This window comes from Vreelandella sp. L-25 (assembly GCF_056857535.1).
Genome location: NZ_JBSXNH010000067.1, coordinates 39269 through 60390, shown reverse-complemented (window position 1 = coordinate 60390; position 21122 = coordinate 39269). Strand labels below are relative to the sequence as shown.

The following is a 21122-nucleotide window of genomic DNA, read 5'->3' as shown; positions in this document are numbered from 1 at the left end:
AGGTTATTTAACTAGATTAAGAGAGGTTAGATGTTAGCATGGGTATCTAAGTGAAAAAGCCCTTTTGTTGAACCGCCACTTGCTTCTGGCGGTCAGTGCCCCTATAACGCTATTTCACCCACTACCTAGAGCTTCCATGTTCCTCCTCATCACGATTGCCACCTTTTCAATCGCGTTCTCCTTTCTGTGTTCTATTCTTGAGGCAGCGCTGCTGTCGATTACGCCGAGCTATATTGCCAAGCAAAAAGAAGACAATCCCAAACTTCACACCGCGCTGACCAAGCTGAAAACCAATATCGATCGGCCGCTTGCCGCGATTCTGACGCTCAATACGATTGCTCATACGGTCGGGGCAACGGCGGTGGGTGCTCAGGCAGCGGTTGTGTTTGGTGAGTCATCTATTGCGATTGTCTCTGCCGTGATGACCATGCTGATTCTGATTCTTTCAGAGATCATCCCCAAGACGATCGGTGCTACCTACTGGCGTGGCCTGGCGCCGCTGTTGCCGAAGCTGCTCAACCCGATGATTATGGGTCTGCTGCCGTTTATTTGGATGTCGGAGCAGATTACCCGCCGCTTAGGTAAGTCAGAGCATGACGTGGATCTGCGCGATGAGATCAAAGTGCTGGCGCGGGTTGGCCTGGAACAGCAAGTGTTGGACGCTGATGAGTCGCGCACCATCATCAACATGCTCAACCTGCACGAAATTGCGGTGAGTAAGGCCATGACGCCTCGCACCGTGTGTGAGACCGTGCCACCAAACATGTCCGTTAGCGAATTTGACGAGCAGTACGGTAAAGCGCCGTTTACTCGCTTCCCGGTGATGGATAACGGCGAACAGGCATTTGGCTACGTACACAAGGCGGATATGTACCATGCCGACGATACCAAAACGATGCGTGAGCTGATGCACCCCATTGGTAGCGTCGACGTCTCCAATAATGTGGAGCAGGTATTTACCTCCATGTTGAAAGATCACCTGCACATGCGGGTGGTTTACGATGAGCACGGCACTTTTGTAGGGTTGATCACGCTGGAAGATATTATTGAGACCATTCTCGGCCAAGATATCGTCGATGAAACTGACAGCGTGGCGAACCTGCGCCACTATGCGAAACAGCGTTGGGTCAAACGTATTAAACGCGAAGATAAGAATGTGAAACCAGCAGAGTGAACGCTGCCATAACCTCATTGTCTTAGCGCTAAACGTTCTTCTATAGTGAAGGCGTTGAAAGTCATATAAGGTATGAGAGCCACTTCACTTTAACGAGGAGCAACGATGTCATTACGTATCAATGCAGTCGTACCTGACTTTGAAGCAGAAACCAGCCAAGGGCCGATTCGTTTTCACGATTGGATCGGCGATAGCTGGGCGATTCTCTTCTCGCACCCCAAAGACTTCACACCGGTGTGCACCACTGAGTTGGGCGCAGTAGCGAAACTGAGTGCCGAATGGGAAAAGCGCGGCACTAAGGTAATTGGTGTTTCTGTTGACGGCGTGGAAGACCACAATCGCTGGGCAGGCGATATCGAAACCGCGAGCGGCAGTAGCGTGGGTTTCCCCCTCATTGCTGATGAAGACCTCAAAGTCTCCAAGCTGTTCGATATGCTGCCGGAAGATGCCTACCTGCCCGATGGCCGCACGCCAGCGGACAGCGCCACCGTGCGTTCGGTCTTCATCATCGGCCCGGATAAGCAGCTAAAGCTCTCCATGACCTACCCGATGACCGTAGGCCGTAACTTTGCCGAAATTTTGCGTGCGCTGGATGCGCTGCAAACCACGGCAAAGCATGGGATTGCCACCCCGGCGGATTGGACAGTCGGCCAGGATGTCATCATCCCGCCCAGCGTCTCAGACGAGGACGCCAAGCAGAAATTTGGTGAGTTTGACACCGTGCTGCCTTACCTACGCAAGACCAAGCTGCGTTAATCGCGCGACAAGCAGTCGATTGGAAGCCCCGCCAGTGCCACTGTCGGGGCTTTTTTTATGCTAGGCGGGTTCTTCTAGTGGCTGCCAGCGCCCCTGTTTTTTCTGGTGGCGTAACTGATCTAGAATCTTGAATTTCAAGATGCCAAATACCCAGGTTTCAAACTCTGAGCGGCCTTCAAACGTCGTGCTTTTTTCAAAGGCGGTCAGTAAAGTTTCTTGAACGGCATCTTCGGCGGCGGCTGAGTCCCTTAGCTGTAAGCGCGCAAAGGCAAGTAGGCGAGGGCGCATGTAGCTGAAATGCGTGGCGGCCAGTGAAGCGGTGATGGTCACAGTGTCCCCTTGTCGTTGCTGGTTCCTTCTCATCGCACATCGAGTTTACGATATTCATGGAAAATACGCTGTTATTAGGATTTTTAGGCAGTTTGGTGGCTGGGCTATTGACCGCCGTGGGGGCGTTGCCCGTGCTGCTGGGCAAAACGCCAAGTCGGGGGTTTCGTGATTTAGCGCTGGGCTTTGCGGCCGGGGTGATGCTGGCGGCTTCGTTTTTCTCACTAATTATTCCGGCGCTAGATGCCGCAGAGATCTACTATTCGGGCGGGCCAATTCCGGCGGCACTGGTGTGCACCGCTATTTTGTTGGGTATGGCGGCGATTGCACTGCTCAACGAGCGCTTACCCCACGAGCACTTTCAGCAAGGAAGGGAAGGGCCTGAAGCCGCATCGCTGCGCCGGGTATGGCTGTTTGTGTTTGCTATTGCAATTCACAACCTGCCGGAAGGCTTGGCGGTCGGCGTTGGCTTTGGTGCCAATGGATTAGAAGGCGGGATGCCGCTGGCAATTGGCATTGGCTTGCAGAACATGCCGGAAGGGTTAGCGGTAGCCGTGGCGCTGATGGGGGAAGGCTACTCCAAGTGGCGCTCCTGGTCGATTGCGGCGCTGACCGGGCTCATTGAGCCGATTGGCGGGCTGTTTGGCGCCAGCGTCGTCACCGTTTCTCAAGTGCTGTTGCCCTGGGGCCTGGCGTTTGCTGCGGGTGCCATGCTCTACGTGATTAGCCACGAAATCATTCCCGAAACCCATCGCTGTGGCCACCAGAAGAAAGCGACGTTTGGCCTGGCGATGGGCTTGGTGATCATGCTGTTTCTCGATGTATGGCTGGGCTAGGCTCAGCCTTTTAGGTGCTCCACCAGCGCCTGGGCAAAGGTATCGGTGGTGCCGGTGCCGCCCATATCGGGCGTGACCATATCGCGGCGATTCTCTAGCACGGCGCGAATCCCCTGACGAATGGCATCCCCCTTGGCGGTCATGCCGAGGTGGTCGAGCATCTGGGCGGCGGCAAGCAGCAGGGCGCAGGGATTGGCAATTTTCTTGCCTGCAATGTCCGGCGCCGAGCCGTGTACCGCTTCAAAAATGGCCGCTTTTTCACCGATGTTCGCCCCTGGGGCTAAGCCCAAACCGCCCACGAGTCCAGCGCACAGGTCGGAGAGGATATCGCCGAACAGGTTGGTGGTGACGACCACATCGAATTGGTGAGGGTTCATAACCAGCTGCATACAGGCGTTATCCACGATCATCTCTTGGAATTCGATCTCGGGATACTCGCTGGCCACTTCACGGGCAACGTCTAAAAACAGGCCGGAGCTGGTCTTGATGATGTTGGCTTTGTGAACGGCGGTGACCTTCTTGCGACCATTCTGTTTGGCTAGCTCAAAGGCGTAACGCACGATGCGCTCGGAGCCTTTGCGGGTCACTTTGATCACCGAGATGCCGGTATTGCCGTCGTCGAGCATCTCTTGGCCATCGGAGAGGTAAGCCCCTTCGGTGTTTTCCCGCACGGTGATCATGTCGATATCATCGTAGCGGGAGCGGGTGCCCGGAAAGCTGATGGCGGGGCGCACGTTGGCATAGAGGTCAAAGTGGCGGCGTAGCTGCACGTTAATCGATGAAAAGCCCTTACCAATCGGCGTAGTGAGTGGGCCTTTCAGGGCAATGCCGTGCTTTTCAATGGCATCCAACGAGGCTTGAGGAATCAGCGTGCCGTGCTTTTCAAGCGCTACCAGGCCCGCGTCGATAAACTCGTAGTTCAGCCCGCACTCAAGGGCGTCTAGCACTTGCAGGGTGGCATCCATGATTTCGGGGCCGATGCCATCGCCTTTAATCACTGCGACTGTCTGGCTCATGAGCGGGTCCTCTCGTTGGTAGGGTAGAAAGTGGCGAGGAAAGGGCGGTGGGGCCGCCGTTTGAGTGCCATGGTAAGCCAAGCTTAGGGATCAGGTCATCGTCTAAACGTCTAGGGTGGCGGGTGCGAATTGGCCTGTTTGCTGGTAGAATGCCGCGCTCAAGGCGACTGGAACGCACTTAGCTGCCGCCATCTCGCCTGAATAACGATGTTAAAACAGCAAGGTTTATCTGTAATGATCAATGCAATGGCAGCCGTTGCTCTGCCGACACCAGGGCTGATGACTCCACCCTAGGTTCTCCCTCCTTAATTAGCGCCATAACGCTCTTCGCGTTATATCGGTGCTATGGCACCCCGTTGCCGCTATTTGGCTATCGGCGCGTTTGCGTCTTCGATTGGTAGCACTCATCCGACAATCTATTACTAACGTGCGCTCTTGTGCTGCCTTTGTGTGCGGCTGCGGCGCGCAATGTCTTTAAACCTCTAACCATGGACTCCCTGAATGGCACTTTTCAGTAAGCATGAGTGGTTCTCTAACATTAAGGGCGACACGCTCTCAGGTATTGTCGTCGCGCTGGCGCTAATTCCTGAAGCGATCGCCTTTTCAATTATCGCGGGCGTGGACCCGAAAGTGGGGCTTTACGCCTCGTTCTGTATCGCGGTGATTATCGCCTTTACCGGTGGCCGCCCCGGTATGATCTCTGCGGCCACCGGTGCCATGGCGCTTTTGATGGTAACGCTAGTGCGTGAGCATGGCTTGGAGTATCTGCTGGCCGCCACGTTGCTGACCGGCGTGCTGCAAATTATCGCGGGCTACCTGCGCCTGGCGGAGCTGATGCGCTTTGTCTCCCGCTCGGTGGTCACCGGGTTTGTAAATGCGCTGGCGATCCTGATTTTCATGGCGCAACTGCCGGAGCTTACCAACGTGACGTGGCACGTGTATGCCATGACGCTGGCCGGCCTGGGGATTATCTACTTGTTCCCTTATTTGCCGGTGATTGGCAAGTCGATTCCTTCCCCCCTGGTGTGCATCGTGGTGCTGACCGCAGTGTATATGGTGAGCGGTATGGATATTCGCAGCGTCGGCGATATGGGTGAGCTGCCGGATACGCTGCCGGTTTTCCTATGGCCGAACGTGCCGTTAAATCTTGAAACGCTGATGATTATCTTCCCTACCGCCATCATGCTTACCGTTGTAGGTCTGCTTGAGTCGATGATGACCGCCACGATTGTGGATGACCTCACCGACACGCCCAGCGATAAAAACCGCGAGTGTAAAGGCCAAGGGGTGGCCAATATTGGCGCTGGTTTAATGGGCGGTATGGCCGGTTGCGCGATGATTGGCCAGTCGGTGATCAACATTAAATCGGGTGGCCGGACGCGTTTATCTTCATTGATTGCAGGCGTAGTGTTGCTGCTGATGGTGGTGTTCTTGGCGGATTGGGTGTCGCAAATCCCCATGGCGGCGCTGGTCGCGGTGATGATTATGGTCTCGATTGGTACCTTTAGCTGGGAGTCCATCCGCGACCTGAAAAAGCACCCAATGAGCACCAATATTGTCATGCTGGCGACCGTGGCGGTCACGGTAGGCACCCATAACCTAGCCATCGGTGTTTTTGTGGGCGTGCTATTGGCGGCGTTGTTCTTCGCCAACAAGGTCGGCAACATCATGTACGTGGGCTCTCAAGAAGTAGAGTCCGGTAAAGAGCGCGAATACCAAGTGGTTGGGCAGGTGTTTTTTGCCTCGTCCGAGCGCTTTATGGCCGCGTTCGATTTCAAAGAGAGCATCGATAAGGTGACCATTAATCTCTCGAAGGCGCACTTCTGGGATGTGACCGCCGTTCAGGCGCTTGACCGCGTGGTGATTAAATTCCGCCGTGAAGGCACCGAGGTTGAACTGGTAGGCCTAAACGAAGCAAGCGCCACCGTGGTGGACCGCTACGCCGTTCACAACGACCCGGAAGCCGTTGAAAAACTGATGGGCGGCCACTAAACCAGGCAAGGAGAACAGCATGACTGAACACGTACTCGCCGCCATTGACGGCTCCCAATTTGCCGAAGGCGTTTGCGACTATGCCGCCTGGGCAAGCCTGGCCCTGGGTGCACCGCTAAGCTTTGTGCACGTTGTAGATAATCACTCTTGGGCACCCGAAGAGCAAAACTTATCCGGCAGCCTGCGCTTCGGTGCCCGCGAAAAGCTGATGGAAGAACTCTCAGCGCTTGATGAGCAGCGTGCCAGGGTAAATCGTGAGCAAGGCAAGCTGATGCTCGAAGCGGCCAAGGCCAGGGCGGTGGAAGATGGGGTAAGTAGCCCCACGACCCGCCAGTTAAACGGCACGCTAGTGGAAACACTGGTAGAGCTGGAAAAAGACGTGCGCCTGCTAGTGGTAGGCAAGCGCGGCGAAACCGCCCACCAGGCAAGTGGGCACCTGGGCGCTAACCTAGAGCGGGTGGTGCGGGAAATGCACCGCCCGATTTTGATGGTGCCGAAAGCCTTTCAGCGGCCGGAAAAGGTGCTGATTGCCTTTGATGGCAGCCAAACCGCCCGCAAAGGGGTGGAGATGCTGGCCCGCTCGCCGCTATTTGCGGGGGCAACCTGCCATGTACTGATTGTAGGAGCAGAAACAGCCGAGCACCGCAGTGAGCTGGCGTGGGCGCTAAACACTTTGCGTGAAGCAGGGCATCATGCAGAAGGCGCGATTCGCGCGGGTGAAGTGGATGACGCTTTGCAAGCTTACGAGCAGGAAAGCGGTATTGATCTACTGGTGATGGGAGCCTACGGGCACTCGCGCATTCGTCATTTGCTAGTAGGCAGTACCACCACGGCCATGCTGCGAAGCAGCCGGATACCTGTGTTAATACTGCGTTAACCGCTTATCAACATCGCTTAAGCCGGGCTGCTCGTAAGAGCAGCCCGGCTTTTTTGTGGGAGGTTGTTGATGCTGCAGTGCAATACTGTGCTATTCGATACTATGCTGTTAGGCAGGTTGTTACCTATCCACTCTCTGGAATAGCGAGGAGCCTGCCGTGCCAACGTTGGAAAAATCGCCTATTGGCTTTGATGCAACCTCACCCTCTCACCGTTTTATTGCCGAGCTATTGCGCGAGGCTGACATTCAACTGGATGGGAGCCGCCCTTGGGATATACAGCTGTACGCACCCGGCGTTATCGATAGTGCTCTTTCGCGAGGTAATCTGGGACTTGGCGAAAGCTACATGCGAGGGGAGTGGGATGCCATACGGCTAGATGAGCTGTTTTACCGCATCATGCGTGCCCAGCTTGGCCAACGCATTAAGCCCACCCAGCTGATTTACCACTCGCTACGTTCACGCCTGCTCAACCGCCAAACAGCGAAGCGGGCGTGGGAAGTAGGGGAGAAGCACTACAATCTCGGCAACGACTTTTATGCCGCGATGCTCGACCAGCGGATGACCTACACCTGTGGCTACTGGAAACATGCCCAAACGCTGGATGAAGCCCAGGAAGCCAAGCTTGATCTTATTTGTCGTAAGCTCCAGCTAAAACCAGGGATGCGTGTTCTGGATATCGGCTGCGGCTGGGGCAGTTTTATGGGCTACGCTGCCGAGCATTATGGGGTGGAGTGTGTGGGCCTGACCATTTCTAAGGAGCAGGCTGAATTTGGGCAGCGGCTGCTAAGAAAAGGCTTACCGGTAGAGTTTCGCCTGCAGGATTATCGTGATGAAAGCGAGACGTTTGACCGCGTAGTGAGTATCGGTATGTTTGAGCACGTAGGTCATAAAAATTATCGCGAGTATATGAGTGTTGTTCACCGCTGCTTAAAAGATGATGGACTATTTTTGCTGCATACCATTGGTAAAAACTTAAGCAATACCGTGACCGACCCTTGGATTGATAAGTATATTTTCCCCAATGGTGAGCTGCCTACCTTAGGGCAAATCACAGACGCCGCCGAAGCACTGTTTGTTATTGAAGATCTACATAACTTCGGGGCTGACTATGATCGCACCTTAATGGCTTGGCACCATAACTTCGAAACCCACTGGCCGCGATTTAAAGAGCAGTATGGCGAGCGCTTTTACCGCATGTGGCGCTATTACCTGCTGGTGTGTGCAGGGGCTTTTCGCGCCCGGCAAATTCAGCTCTGGCAACTAGTGATGAGCAAGCAAGGGATACTTGGTGGATACTCCCGTGTTAGCTAACCACTCGCCCCGGCAGCAGTTTGTGGCAGCCAGAGGATCAAGGAGAGATAAACCTAGGGCTGCTGCTGTTCGAGCGACCCGCGTATCAAAAGGTTAGGCCGCTGGTGGGTGTGAAAAGGCCAAACGCTCGCCCATCCAGGCGGAGAATACACAGAGGGGCAGGCTGCCTATGCCGTAAAGCAGTGCGAGCTCTAGACTGCCCTGCTGTGCCAAGTGCAGCGTTTCCAGGCTGAAGAGCGAAAAGGTAGTGAAGCCGCCGCAAAACCCTGCCACTAACAGCGGCTGCCAGCGCGCCAGTTTGCCATGTGGCGCGCGAGACGCTGTCGCGGCTAACCAGCCGATGAGGCAAGAACCCAGTATGTTTACCAATAGTGTTCCCCAGGGGAAGTGGCTACCCAGCACGGCCATAGAAGCCAGCGAAACGCTATAGCGAAGAACGCTTCCTATAGCGCTGCCAAGGCCGACGGCTAGATAGGCGTTGATACTCATCAAGGACTCCTTGCTAACCCTGGGCCAACCACCAGCCTAGCGCTGTCATGGCGATGCCTAATAGTAACGTAGCGACCATATTGAGCGCGGCGCGAATTGCCTGGCCGCGCTGCCACAGCTCAAGGGTCTGCAAGCTAAACGACGACACCGTGGTATAGCCGCCTAACAGGCCCGCTACCGCAAATAGCCAAAGCGACTGCGTATTAGCCACGCCGTAAACGCCTAGTAGCCAACCTGCTAATAGCGTTCCGCTAGCATTGACGCAGAGTGTTCCCCAGGGGAAGGCTTTACCCAGCGCATGAGCCATCGCGTTGGAAATGGCAAAGCGCCCGATACCCCCCAGTGCGCCGCCCAGTGCCACGAGTAATACGCTGGTGATGCCATGTCCCATGCTGCTCCTCGCCCTATGATGAATCTATTGATAGGCGGCTAATTGTAGCATCTGTATCCATCAAGGGCGGAGCGCCTAAAAACGTGCCGCTGACGGTGTTGCTGTCCAACGTCTTCGTGTACAACAGAGTCAGAATAACGACAACGTTTGGTGCACCCTCTTCAAGGAGAAGCCAGTATGTCTGATTACGTGTTAGCAGCCATTGATGGGTCCCACTATGCAGAAAGTGTGTGTGACTATGCGGTTTGGGCAGCCACGGCGCTTTCGGCACCGCTGCGTTTTCTTCACACCGTTGATAACCACACGCAGGTGGCGGAGCCTGACTTAACCGGCCATCTAGGCCTGGGCACGCGAGAACATCTTCTGGAACAGCTCTCGGATATTGAAGAGCAGCGCGGCAAGCTTGCTCGCCAGCAGGGGCGCTTGATATTGGATGCCGCAAAAGCGCGGGTAGCAGCGGCTGGGTTTGCAGAGCCGCCCTGTATGCAGCGCAATGGCACCCTGGTGGATACCTTGGCCGAGCATGAAAAAGAGATCCGCTTGCTAGTGCTAGGAAAGCGAGGGGAAACGGCCCACCAAGCCAGCGGCCACTTGGGCTCTAACCTTGAGCGCGTGGTACGTGAGCTTCACCGTCCCATCTTGATGGTGCCGAAGGCGTTTACGCTGCCCAAACGCGTGCTGATGGCCTTCGATGGCAGCAAAACAGCGCGAAAAGGCGTTGAAATGCTGGCGAAAAGCCCCTTGTTTGATGACGCATCATGCTATGTGGTGATTGTGGGCGCAGAGACTGCAGAGAATCACTCGCAGCTGCAGTGGGCTATGGATACCCTCCAGGCCGCAGGCCGCCAAACCGAAGGCGCTATTCGCGCCGGTGAGGTGGAAGAGACGCTGCGCGCTTATAAGCAAGAAAAGGACATTGACCTGCTCGTGATGGGGGCTTACGGCCACTCGCGCATTCGCCATCTGCTGGTGGGCAGCACCACCACGGCAATGCTGCGTAATGCGCATTTACCGGTGTTGATACTGCGCTGAATTGCGGTTGACGCTAAACCCTGGCCGCCGCTATACCCCTTGGTGGCGGCCAGGCGGCTTACGCGAGGCTGGTGGCGGCCTCTGGCTGAGTGGTGCGGGTTGGTTGCGCTGCGTTAATCCCCGATAGCACCGCTTTAAGCGAGGCGCTGACCGTGTCGCTATCTTCCGCCACGGCACAGATGCGCTGCCCATCAATATTAAGCTGCACGAAGGCAATGGCGTTGGCCTCGCTGTCGCCGCCTAGCGAGTGCTCGCTGTAATCGAGAATGGCCACATGGGTGCCGGTATGTTTCTTCCAGGCGTCGGTGAATGATGACATCGCGCCATTTCCCGTGCCGGATAGGCGCAGCGTTTCGGCACCCTGCCACAGCGTCACATCGATACCTTCCTGCTGCCCCTTCGAGAGCCGGTAGTCGGCCAGCGCTAGGGGGGCGTCATGGGAGAAGTTATCGAACATCACTTGGCGAATCATCTCGCTAGAGAGCTCGCCGTTACGTCGCTCGCTCTCTTTCTGCACGTAAGGGGCCAGCGCTAGCATCATCCAGCGGGGCAGGTTAATGCCGTAGTCGCGCTCCAGTAGGAAGGCCATACCACCCTTACCCGACTGGCTGTTGACCCGAATGACCGCTTGGTAATCCCGCCCAATATCGTGGGGGTCAATCGGCAGGTAGGCCACTTGCCACGGCTCATCGGGTTTCTGGTGTTTGAGCGATTTGCGAATCGCATCCTGGTGGCTGCCTGAGAAGGCGGTGTAGACCATTTCGCCTACCCAGGGGTGGCGGGGGTGCATCGTAATGCCGGTACATTCGTGAACCACTTGAATGATCTCGTCTGGATTGGAAAGATCCAGCTCGGGGTCAATCCCCTGGCTGTAGAGGTTCATCGCCAGCGTGACAATATCCATATTGCCGGTGCGTTCGCCGTTACCCAGCAAGGTGCCCTCTACCCGGTCGGCACCCGCTAACAGTGCAAGCTCAGCCGAGGCCACGGCACCGCCGCGGTCGTTATGGGTATGCACTGAAATAATCACGCTGTCGCGGCGGCTAATGTGCTGGCAGAAATACTCGATTTGGTCGGCGTGATGATGCGGGCCAGCCACTTCTACTGTGGTGGGCAGGTTAAGAATGCACTTGTTGTCTGGGGTGGGCTGCCAGACATCCATCACCGCTTCGCAAATAGCCAGTGAGAAGTCGATTTCCGTGCTGGAGAAGCTCTCCGGCGAGTACTGGAAGCGCCAATCAACGTCTGGATATTGCGCGGCATAGGTTTTCACCCAGGTCGCCCCTTGCACGGCGATATCGGTAATACCATCGCGGTCCATCTCGAACACCCGCTCTCGCTGAATGGTCGAGGTGGAGTTGTACAGATGGATAATGGCGCGTTTAGCGCCCACCAGCGAAGCAAACGTGTTTTCGATCAGGTGTTCGCGGCACTGTACCAGCACGGCGATGGTGACGTCCTCAGGGATTTGGTCCTCTTCGATCAACCAGCGCACGAAGTCGTAATCCGGCTGGCTGGCGGAGGGGAAGCCCACCATGACTTCCTTAATGCCCACTTTAATAATCTGGTGCCAAAAGCGCTGCTTCTGCTCAACTGTCATGGGCTCCAGTAGGGCTTGGTTACCATCGCGTAGGTCTTCGCTTACCCAGATAGGAGCGTGGGTAAGCTCCCGGTCGGGCCACTGGCGGTTAAAGGCGGGCACCCGCGGAGCAGGGCGATATTTGCGATGATCAAAAGCAGCCATGGTAAGTTTCCTGAAAACGTTGAGTTGTTTGGGGCGGCCGCTTGTGGCGTCAGCCGCTTTTAAGACGATCCTGCTTGTGACAGTCACACCAGTTTACTCAACTTGCCTTGAAAGGTTATTGCGAAAAAATGGCATTATTGAGAGTAAGTGGCAGAATGTATCAATATATGCTTTTTTATTGGTAGGAGCTGTCGGCTATGACGGTATCACCCTTGACGCTGGATCGTTTTGATCGGCGTATTCTGGATGTGCTACAGGTGGAAGGGCGCATTAGTAACCAGGAGTTGGCCGAGCGTATTGGCCTTTCGCCATCGCCCTGCTTACGCCGGGTGCGGGCGCTGGAGGAACATGGGCTGATTACCCAGTACCGTGCGGTGGTGGATGCGCGCCCGCTGGGGTTTCAACTGATGGCATTGCTGCACATCTCGATGGACCAGCACACCCCTGAGCGGTTTGATAACTTCGAGCGACATATTCGCACTATCCCCAACGTGGTGGAGTGTTTGATCATTACCGGGCAAGCGGCGGATTTTCAGCTCAAAATTCTGGTGAAGGATATGGATGATTACCAGCACCTGCTGCTGCACGTCATCAACCGAATTGAAGGGGTTACCGGGGCCCATACGAGCTTCGTTTTGCGCCGCGTGTTTGAGCATCGTCCCGTGCCCACCTAATGCGCGTTGGCTAACGAAGCATAGGCAGTGGCTTGGTGGCGGTTTACACTAGTTTTTTTCATCTTCTTAGGAGATTAATCTATGAGCATTCAGCGTCATGATACAAAAGCTCGTATGAGCCGCGCCGTGATTCACCAGGGCGTTGCCTATTTATGCGGTCAGGTGGCGGGTCCTGAGGCGCGCCATGGCGACATCAAAGAGCAAACTGAGAGCATGCTGGCGCGGGTAGATGCGCTGCTAAAAGAGATTGGCTCCAGCCGCGAGCAGCTGCTAAGTGCCACTATCTACCTGAAAGATGGTGGCGATTTCGCAGCGATGAACGAAGTATGGGATGCCTGGGTGCCAGATGGCTATGCACCGGCACGCACCTGCGTATGCGCGCCAATGCCTGCCGACGAGTTAAAAGTGGAAATTACCGTCACCACCGCTGTGGACGCGTAACCACTAGCGACGCTTATTTAGTGGGCTTTTCCGCTGGAAAGCGGGTATCGCGCAGGCTGTCTTTGATCTTTTTCAGGTGCGGCAGAAAATCTTCGCCGCGCCTAAGCGTTACCCCGGTGGCGAGCGCATCAATTAAGGTGAGCTGAATAACTCGTGAGGTCATCGGCATATAGTGGTCGGTGTCCTCTGGAGTGGCGACTTCAAGCGTGGCGGTGCACTCCTGTGAGAGCGGAGAGTTCGGTGCGGTAATGCCGAGTGCGACGGCGCCTGCTTCCCTGGCCACTTTGGCGATATCCACCAGCTCCCTGGTACGTCCGGTATAAGAGATGATCACCACCACATCGCCGGTGTGGCAGGCGGCGGCTACCATGCGCTGCATCAGCACGTCTACATAGGCCATGACCGGCAGGTTAAAGCGGAAAAACTTATGCTGCGCGTCTTGCGCCACGGCACCTGACGCACCCAGCCCAAAAAAGTGAATCTGCTTGGCCTGCGTCAGATAATCCACCATCCGCTCGACGGCGGCCATATCCACTTCCCGCTGGGCTTCGTCCAGCGCGGCAATGGTGGCCCCAAAGATTTTATGGGTGTACTGAGTGGCAGTATCGCCGGGCTCAACGGCGCGGGTGACGTAGGGCGTGCCCCCCGCCAAGCTTTGGGCCAGCTTGATTTTAAAATCCGGGTAGCCTTTGGCGCCAAAGTTACGGCAGAAACGGTTAACGGTCGGCTCGCTGACACTAGCTGCCTGGGCAAGGCTTGCGATGCTCAGGCTGGTGGCCGCGGCGGGGTCTTCCAAAATTACGTTCGCGACTTTGCGCTCTGAGCGGTTCAACTCTTCTAAGCGTTCCCGTAAGCGGTCTAGCAGGTCATGCGCCATTAACAGACTCCGTGGCAGGCGTTAAGTTTGGGTGAGGTTTCCAATTCGTGCACCAGCGATAAAATTCATCGGCGGGCAACGGACGAGCATAGTAATACCCCTGTGCAGCTTCGCAACCAATAGAACGTAAGTAGTCTGCTTGAGCTGCGGTTTCGATGCCTTCAGCCACCACATTACAGCCTACTGCATGGGCTAACTGGGTGATGGTCAGAGCCAGTTGGCGATCCACCGTGTCTTTTTCCAAGTCCAGCACAAAGGCGCGGTCAATCTTTAGGGTTGAAAAAGGTAGTGTCTTTACATAAGCCAGCGAGGAGTGCCCGGTACCAAAATCATCGATGGCAACAGCAATCTTTGCTTCGGTCAATTGAGCTAACTGGATGCGCGCGTTGTGCATATCGCTGAGCAGGCCGGATTCGGTGACCTCTAAAGCAAAAAAGCGCTCAGGAATGTTGTGCTTAGCTAAGCGTGTTAGTAGGTTTTGAGCAAAATCCTTACGTGCCAGCTGGCGGGCTGCCACGTTAACCGCAATATGGAAGCGGTCATTAAGAAGCCCTTGCTGGCGCCACTGCACAATATAGCGCATGGCCTCTTCTAGCACCCACTCACCAATGGAGAGAATATCACCGCTTGCCTCGGCAAGGGGGATGAAATCTGCAGGTGACACATGACCAAGTTCTGGATGGTACCAGCGGAGCAGGGCTTCCGCGCCGATGACTTGCTGGGTGGCGAGCGATAGCTTGGGCTGAAACGCCAGTGACATTTCCCCCCGTTGGGTTGCCCCGCGAACCGCCTGTTGCAGGTGTAGGCGATGACGCTGCTGGGTTTCCAGAGTTTCGTTGTAGTTTTGGATACGTAAAGAGCCGTTTTGGGGCAGGGCTAGGGCGGCCATGTGCACAAGTCGCTCGGTTTCAAAATGGCCATGGGACCAGCTAATACCCATGCGGGCGTTGAGCGGTAGCAGTAAATCGCCCAGCGTCTGGTCATGGTCGAAACAGCTTAGTAGACGAGAGGCTAACTGCCGTAGCCCGGTGAGCTCAGCACTTTGGGTGATCACCAGTAGCTCGCTGCCGCCCCAGAGTCCTAATGTACATTTAGGGGATAATTGGGCGTTTAAGCGGTGGCTGATATGCATTATTAACTGGTCTGCAATACCGTAGCCATGGAGTCGAACCGCATCGTCCAAGTGATCCAAAGCAATAAACAGCAGCCCAGTGCCGTGCCCTCGTTGAGCGGCTTCTTGCAATAGCTGTGTCAGTGCCCGCCGGTTGGGTAGCTGTGTGATGGGGTCGGTGCGTGACTGGTGATCAAGCTCTTCTGTCCGCTTGGCAACCATTTGCTCCAGGGTTTCTGCTTGTTTATCGCGAACCTGGTAGCGATGCTCGACATCAAGCGTATTACGAATGCGTTGTAGCACTTCATCGTGCTTAAACGGTTTGGTAAGGAAGTCACGAATGCCCATTTTAAGCGCCCGGTGGCGGGTGTCGTCGTCAATTTGGGCGGTCAGTACAATGACAGGGGGCGTCTGGTCTGCAAAATGTTCCTGCAGTTGCTCCATCACCGCGTAGCCATCTATATGAGGCATGCGGATATCGAGCAAAATCAAATCGGGCAACTGCTGCTGACAGTAGGCAAGTACGTGACGCGGGTCGCTTAGCCCATGCACATTGTCAAACCCATGATCGTCTAATAGGTCGAGAAGCAGCTCAATATTCACGCTGTTGTCGTCAACAACAAGCAGGTGTTTGTTCATCAATGTCATGGAGCCTTCCTTGGTGCGTCTGTTGCCGGTGCAGCGGAAAAATAGGTGCTGAGCGTTGCCGATAGCTTGTCGATATCGATAGGTTTGGTCAGGTAATCAGCAAAACCAGCGGCTAAGCCGTGGGTTAAATCACGTTCCATCGCATTGGCAGAGAGCGCAACTACATTAATATGCTTCAGTTGCGTATCGTTTTGTATGGCAGCGAGGGCTTGGTAGCCGTTCATCCCCGGCAGGTGGATATCCATAAGTACAAGATCAGGCGGTGAGTGACGCATAATCTCAAGCCCGAGTTCAGCGCTATTAACGGTTTGAAGGTCCACGTGGGGGAAGTCATCAATAATGTCTTCCATCAGGCGTTGGTTGGTGGGGTTATCCTCAATATAAAGCAGTCGATAATCGCGCTGAGCTTTTTCCGCATCGGCCAAGGTGCGTGTTGCGGTCTGTTCTGTTAGTGGGGCAACGTTGGCAACAGGGAGCGTAAACCAGAAAGTAGATCCTTCGCCCGGCTGGCTGTCCACGCCAATACACCCCGACATGCGCTCAACCAGTTCTCGAGTGATTGCTAGCCCAATACCCGTGCCTTCGATGGTACCGTACTCAGCGTCTAGGCGATTAAACGGCTCAAAGAGTTCCTCTTGCCGCTCGGGGGCAATACCCGGTCCTGTGTCACTAATGCTGAAGCGTAGTTCAGAATCTTGCTGCGTTACCCCAATGGTAATGGTGCCGTGCTCGCGGTTGTACTTGATGGCATTAGATAACAGGTTGAGCAGTATCTGTTTCGTGCGGGTGTAGTCAGCAGAGACAGACCAGGTACTGTTTATTGGGTAGCGAATTAACTGAATGCCAGTGGCATTCATATTAGCTTCTAACGTGTTGCAAGCATCTTCAATGACGCCTTCGATAGAGATCGGTTCTATGGAGAGGGTCATATGCCCAGCTTCAATTTTCGCTAGATCAAGCACTTCGTTAATTAAGCTCAACAAGTGTTGGCCGCTCTTCTCAATTTGGCCGACCTGGCGCTGTTGCTTCTCGCTAAGAGGGTCGCGTCGCCCTTTACTGAGTAACTGGGCAAAACCAATGATGGCATTTAGCGGGGTACGTAGCTCGTGGCTCATGGAAGAGAGGAATTCACTCTTCGCCTTATTCGCTTTCTCTGCCTGATCCCGTGCGGCCGCTAAGTCTTTGGTGACTTGTTCGCGCTCGGCCATTTGGCGATAGAGATTAATCAGTAGGGCGCAGGTGTCGGTAAACGGCTGTAGCCAGTCCAGCAGCGCTTGGCTAAGAGGCTGCTGGCTGTTGGCAATAGCGAACATGCCAATCAGCTGGTCGCCGTTGAAAATAGGCGCGCCCAAATAGTTATTGATCCGTGGGTGGCCCGGTGGGAAACCGCCACGCTTGGCATGGCTATACACATCATCGGTAATCACCACGTTGCCATAGGCATAAACCTGCCCTAGTAAGGAGTTAGGGTTGGTAAGCATCATATCGCCACTGCGCAGCTTCTCCATCAGCTCGCGGGACTCTTTGTTCCACGAGAGATCGGTAATGGCGTGTATTTTCAGCGCGTTGGTGGTCTCAGTTGGTAGTACTTCACCAATCAGCGCGTAGTCGCTGTCGGTTAGCTCACGCAGTGCTTCCATCAGAAAGGTCCAAAGCCGCTCGCCGGACATTAGTGCCTGGTAGTCGGTAATGCCCTGATGAAGCACTTGTAATAAGCGGCGTTCCCGGTTTACGCGATGTTTTGCTTTATTAATATCTGAAAGGTCAGTGAGTATCGCCAGAAACTCAACAAATTCCTGACGGTCATTGTGGATGGCATTTACTACCAAGTGTACGGGAATCTGATGCCCTTGCTTGTGGCGCACCACGGTTTCGCGCCCTTTTCCAGCGCTCTGTTCATTAGCATCAGAAGAGAAGTAGCGGCTAATTAAATAATTGTATTTCTCCGCGGTCTCTGGGAAGGCGAGCATTCCCACATTGTTGCCGACAACTTCTTCAGCTTGGTAGCCCAATAAGTTGAGTGCAAATGGATTAATGGCGATGACATTTCCCGCCCGATCGACGCGTAGTTTACCTGTCGCACTTTTGGTAAAGAGTGCTTCAAGCTGTTTTGCCGTACGTGAAAGCCGCTCCTTAAGCTCATGTTGGCGGAGCAATTCATCTACCTGCTTGGCTAAATTGTGCAGGATGCGATGATCACGCTCAGTAAAGGTGCGTGGTTGTTCACCAATTAAGCACAGCGTACCAACGGGTAACTGGTCATCGCTGGGGCAAAGCGGGTGGCCTGCATAAAAACGGATATGAGGCTGCTCTAATACCAATGGGTTATCAGCGAAGCGCGGGTCGTTTTTGGTATCTTCAATGACTAAGGGGCGATTAGCTGCTACGGCATGAGCACAAAATGAGATATCACGGTTGGTTTCATAGGCCTCAAGCCCGCTGTGAGCTTTAAACCATTGGCGCTCTTTATCAACCAACGATACTAAAGCAATCGGCACATCAAACAGTTCGCAGGCCAGCTCAGTGATGCGATCAAAGGCTGTGTCGGCAGGTGTATCGAGAACATTGAGTGCATGCAAGGCCGTCAGGCGCTGTGTTTCATTATTAGGTAGGTCGGCGGCTTGCATAATGTTTCCTAAACGTAGTGGCCTGTAACTATAAGGCGTATTCAGTGAATATCGGACATTAGCTTAATAGCTTTAGTCAAGCCCGAGTAATTTCAGCAACCAACGTCGATAAGGGGGGCTTAACCACCGGCTGGTGGGGCGCTGGGATTGATAAAAGACGCCGCGCAAATGGCTAAAACGTTCAAAACCGTGACGGCCGTGGTAAGCCCCCATGCCGCTTTCACCAACGCCTCCAAAGGGTAAAGAGGAAACGGCGTGGTGCAGCAGCGTCTCATTAAACACCAGCGCACCAGAGCGGGTGGTATGACGAAGGGATTCCTGGAGCGCCTTGTTACGGGTGAACGCGTAGAGAACGAGTGGGTGAGGGCGAGCATTAATAAAACGAATGGCGTCGTCCATTTGCTTAACGCTAATAAGCGGCAGGATGCGGCCAAAAATCTCCTCCTGCATTAGCGCTAAACCCTGGTGCGGGTCGATGACGAGCGCGGGGGAATGGGTGCCTTGGTCAATTACACGGCAGCCGTGGTCGCGTGCTTCATCCAATAGCTGCTTGATGCGCGCTTGGTGGACATCGCTCACATAGCCGGTGGCCTCTTTTGCGTTTGGCCGCTGATGTTGGATGGCTCGCTCTAAAGCGTGAGTAAGGGCGTCAAGGTGGCGGCTCTCAACCAGTACATAGTCCGGCGCTATGCAGGATTGTCCCCCATTCATGCCTTTGCCAAAGATAATCGCGGCGGCCGCCTGTTCTAAATCAGCGTCACCCGCGACAAGCGCAGGTGATTTGCCACCCAGCTCCAGCGTGACGGGGGTGAGGTGGGTTGCCGCGGCAGCGGCTACTTGGCGGCCCGTTGCGCTTGAGCCGGTAAAGAGCAAGTGATCAAACGGCAGCGCGCTAAATGCTGTGGCGATATCAGCGCCACCTTCCACCACGCCAAACTCTTCGTCGGTGAAGTATTGAGGCACCAGTTTGGCCAATAGAGCGCTGGTATGTGGCGCCTGCTCACTGGGCTTTACCAGTACCGTATTACCTGCGGCGAACGCATCTACCACCGGCATCAAAGCAAGATGCCAAGGGTAGTTCCAGGAGGACATCACTCCCACAATGCCAAGGGGCTGAGGGGCAACGTGAGCACGAGCGGGCCACATTTTCCAAGGTACGCCTGCTCGGCGAGGGCGCATCCAGTGCCATAAGTGGCGGCGTGCATGGCGAATTGCTTGCAGCACAGCGCTAATTTCAACAAGGTGTATTTCTACGTCGCTACGCTGGCCAAAGTCGGTTTGGATTGCTCGCACGATCTCTTGCTGATGGCGCTTCGTCATTTTGGCTAAGCGGGCCAAACGTTCTCGGCGCACCCCTAACGTTGGAAATGGCGCTTGGCCAGCCGTATGACGCTGAGCATTAAACATACTCGTCAGGTCGCGCTTCATAGCCTCTCCTTGGAATCATCCGTTATTGACAGTGCTGGTTTCATTGCGCGTGGGTGCAGTGTTTATCGGTCCAAAAGATCGTAAGCAAAACAAGGTGGTTGGTACGCTGTCATGGCCTTGATGGTACAGTAAACGATTCACAACCTATGCCAGTGTGCCATGGGAGATGTTATGCGTTCACACTCGCTGTCCCTTACCATTCTACCTGCGATTGATACCGTTGCGGCAAGCCAGTGGGATGCGCTGGTGAGTGAAGAGCAGCCCTTTTTACGCCATGCCTTTTTGGCTGCACTTGAAGCGAGCGGTTCGGTGAGTGCAGCTACTGGCTGGGTGCCTTGCCATTTATGCGTTTGGCAAGATTCCCGATTGGTCGGGGCGCTGCCCATGTACCGCAAGGACCACTCCTATGGCGAATATGTGTTTGATTGGGGGTGGGCGGAGGCGCTGGAGCGGGCAGGTGGCGACTACTACCCCAAAGGGCTAAGCGCTATTCCTTTTACGCCCGCGCCTGGCCCCCGAGCACTGATAGCCGCGAATACCGATACTGCCGCTGTCCGTGAGCAGTTAGCCATCGGTTGGAAACAGCAGTGCGATGAGGTGGGGCTTTCCAGTTGGCACTTGCTGTTTGCCGAGGAGCCAGAGGTCGAGGCGTGGCAGCGCCAGTGTCCTGAGCTAATTGCGCGAGAAGGGCTACAGTTTCAGTGGCGAGACCGAGGTGTCGGCGATTTTGACGGCTTTTTAGCTAGTCTGACCTCAAAGCGTCGCAAAATGATAAAGCGTGAGCGGCGGTTAGTCGCTGATCAGGGCCTTACGCTGCATCGTCTGGAAGGTGCTGCGATTAGTGATGTCGATATGGCGCACTTCTATCGCTGCTACACCATTACATATCATGAGCGTGGCCGACCACCCTATCTTAATCACGTCTTCTTTGAACGCTTACGCCAAGTAATGCCCGAGGCGCTGATGTTGGTGCAGGTGCGTTTGGAGGGCAGGCCCGTGGCCGCTGCGCTCTATTTTCGCGGTGCACACACTCTTTATGGACGCTACTGGGGCAGTGAAATCATCGCGGACTGCCTGCATTTCGAAGCCTGCTACTACCAAGGTATCGACTACTGCCTAGCCAAGGGGCTAACCCTATTTGACCCTGGCACCCAGGGCGAGCATAAACTGGTAAGGGGCTTTGCACCGCAGCGGGTTCGCTCGCTGCACTATGTGGCCCATCCAGGGCTTGCCGCAGGGGTCGCGCAGTTTTGCCAAGAAGAGGCTGCCCATATCATGGCCTATCGCCGTGCCGCCGAAGATGCCTTACCGTTTAAATAATTCCCACAGCGCTGCGGCTCGCTGCCTATCGCCCTTAATGGCATAATGCG

At 55.0% G+C, this 21122-nt stretch carries 19 protein-coding genes; 10 read left to right on the top strand and 9 right to left on the bottom strand.

Annotation, left to right across the window (positions count from 1 at the left end; genetic code table 11):
• The first annotated feature begins 136 nt into the window (after positions 1-136).
• Both AC13CN_RS10875 and AC13CN_RS10870 read left to right on the top strand, forming a co-directional pair.
• Positions 137-1174, top strand: coding sequence for a CNNM domain-containing protein (locus AC13CN_RS10875; RefSeq protein WP_228219441.1), 1038 nt, complete (start codon positions 137-139; stop codon positions 1172-1174).
• Between the two features lie 105 nt (positions 1175-1279).
• Positions 1280-1930 carry a peroxiredoxin gene (locus AC13CN_RS10870; RefSeq protein WP_044630270.1) on the top strand — a complete coding sequence of 217 codons (651 nt, stop codon included), beginning with the start codon at positions 1280-1282 and terminating at the stop codon, positions 1928-1930.
• 60 nt (positions 1931-1990) lie between these two features.
• Here the strand turns inward: AC13CN_RS10870 and AC13CN_RS10865 are convergent, their stop codons facing one another.
• Complete coding sequence (locus tag AC13CN_RS10865; RefSeq protein WP_082051476.1) at positions 1991-2260, bottom strand: sigma factor; 270 nt, start codon at positions 2258-2260, stop codon at positions 1991-1993.
• 56 nt (positions 2261-2316) lie between these two features.
• Here AC13CN_RS10865 and AC13CN_RS10860 point away from each other — a divergent pair, with 56 nt between their 5' ends.
• Positions 2317-3093: a ZIP family metal transporter gene (locus AC13CN_RS10860; protein WP_074210196.1), complete on the top strand. Its 777-nt coding sequence runs from the start codon at positions 2317-2319 to the stop codon at positions 3091-3093.
• A gap of 2 nt (positions 3094-3095) precedes the next feature.
• Here the strand turns inward: AC13CN_RS10860 and AC13CN_RS10855 are convergent, their stop codons facing one another.
• Complete coding sequence (locus AC13CN_RS10855; RefSeq protein WP_074210197.1) at positions 3096-4109, bottom strand: isocitrate dehydrogenase; 1014 nt, start codon at positions 4107-4109, stop codon at positions 3096-3098.
• A 501-nt stretch (positions 4110-4610) separates the two neighbouring features.
• Between AC13CN_RS10855 and AC13CN_RS10850 the strand changes: the two genes are divergently transcribed.
• The 3 genes from AC13CN_RS10850 to cfa all read left to right on the top strand — a co-directional run bounded on the left by AC13CN_RS10850 (position 4611) and on the right by cfa (position 8290).
• A complete protein-coding gene (locus tag AC13CN_RS10850; RefSeq protein WP_228219442.1) occupies positions 4611-6101 on the top strand; it encodes a SulP family inorganic anion transporter in 1491 nt (496 codons plus the stop codon).
• 19 nt (positions 6102-6120) lie between these two features.
• Entirely contained in the window at positions 6121-6978 is an 858-nt protein-coding gene (locus AC13CN_RS10845; protein ID WP_058577479.1) for a universal stress protein, read from the top strand.
• Positions 6979-7135: 157 nt separating this feature from the next.
• Positions 7136-8290 (top strand): cyclopropane fatty acyl phospholipid synthase, encoded by a 1155-nt coding sequence (gene cfa / locus AC13CN_RS10840; RefSeq protein WP_054641161.1) that lies wholly within the window; start codon positions 7136-7138, stop codon positions 8288-8290.
• A gap of 93 nt (positions 8291-8383) precedes the next feature.
• Here the strand turns inward: cfa and crcB (AC13CN_RS10835) are convergent, their stop codons facing one another.
• Entirely contained in the window at positions 8384-8779 is a 396-nt protein-coding gene (gene crcB / locus AC13CN_RS10835; RefSeq protein WP_228168302.1) for a fluoride efflux transporter CrcB, read from the bottom strand.
• Between the two features lie 13 nt (positions 8780-8792).
• A complete protein-coding gene (gene crcB / locus AC13CN_RS10830; protein WP_062374016.1) occupies positions 8793-9170 on the bottom strand; it encodes a fluoride efflux transporter CrcB in 378 nt (125 codons plus the stop codon).
• 177 nt (positions 9171-9347) lie between these two features.
• Here crcB (AC13CN_RS10830) and AC13CN_RS10825 point away from each other — a divergent pair, with 177 nt between their 5' ends.
• Positions 9348-10202, top strand: a complete 855-nt coding sequence (locus AC13CN_RS10825; protein WP_228168301.1) for a universal stress protein — start codon at positions 9348-9350, stop codon at positions 10200-10202.
• A 58-nt stretch (positions 10203-10260) separates the two neighbouring features.
• Here the strand turns inward: AC13CN_RS10825 and AC13CN_RS10820 are convergent, their stop codons facing one another.
• Complete coding sequence (locus tag AC13CN_RS10820; RefSeq protein WP_228168300.1) at positions 10261-11946, bottom strand: 2-isopropylmalate synthase; 1686 nt, start codon at positions 11944-11946, stop codon at positions 10261-10263.
• Positions 11947-12143: 197 nt separating this feature from the next.
• Here AC13CN_RS10820 and AC13CN_RS10815 point away from each other — a divergent pair, with 197 nt between their 5' ends.
• A complete protein-coding gene (locus AC13CN_RS10815) occupies positions 12144-12620 on the top strand; it encodes an Lrp/AsnC family transcriptional regulator (RefSeq protein ID WP_044630259.1) in 477 nt (158 codons plus the stop codon).
• Positions 12621-12701: 81 nt separating this feature from the next.
• Entirely contained in the window at positions 12702-13061 is a 360-nt protein-coding gene (locus tag AC13CN_RS10810) for a RidA family protein (RefSeq protein ID WP_172416451.1), read from the top strand.
• A gap of 13 nt (positions 13062-13074) precedes the next feature.
• On the opposite strand, the gene AC13CN_RS10805 is transcribed toward AC13CN_RS10810, so the two are convergent.
• The 4 genes from AC13CN_RS10805 to AC13CN_RS10790 all read right to left on the bottom strand — a co-directional run bounded on the left by AC13CN_RS10805 (position 13075) and on the right by AC13CN_RS10790 (position 19752).
• Positions 13075-13938, bottom strand: a complete 864-nt coding sequence (locus tag AC13CN_RS10805; protein WP_137093576.1) for a MurR/RpiR family transcriptional regulator — start codon at positions 13936-13938, stop codon at positions 13075-13077.
• The gene (locus AC13CN_RS10800; protein WP_089675377.1) at positions 13928-15697 is read right to left on the bottom strand and encodes a GGDEF/EAL domain-containing response regulator; all 1770 of its coding nucleotides are present in this window, start codon (positions 15695-15697) and stop codon (positions 13928-13930) included. The genes AC13CN_RS10805 and AC13CN_RS10800 overlap by 11 nt, the downstream gene beginning before the upstream one ends.
• Positions 15694-18324: a GAF domain-containing protein gene (locus AC13CN_RS10795; RefSeq protein ID WP_228219443.1), complete on the bottom strand. Its 2631-nt coding sequence runs from the start codon at positions 18322-18324 to the stop codon at positions 15694-15696. The genes AC13CN_RS10800 and AC13CN_RS10795 overlap by 4 nt, the downstream gene beginning before the upstream one ends.
• 72 nt (positions 18325-18396) lie before the next feature.
• Positions 18397-19752 (bottom strand): aldehyde dehydrogenase family protein, encoded by a 1356-nt coding sequence (locus AC13CN_RS10790; RefSeq protein WP_058577486.1) that lies wholly within the window; start codon positions 19750-19752, stop codon positions 18397-18399.
• A gap of 171 nt (positions 19753-19923) precedes the next feature.
• Here AC13CN_RS10790 and AC13CN_RS10785 point away from each other — a divergent pair, with 171 nt between their 5' ends.
• The gene (locus tag AC13CN_RS10785; RefSeq protein WP_228219444.1) at positions 19924-21072 is read left to right on the top strand and encodes a GNAT family N-acetyltransferase; all 1149 of its coding nucleotides are present in this window, start codon (positions 19924-19926) and stop codon (positions 21070-21072) included.
• Positions 21073-21122 lie beyond the last annotated feature (50 nt).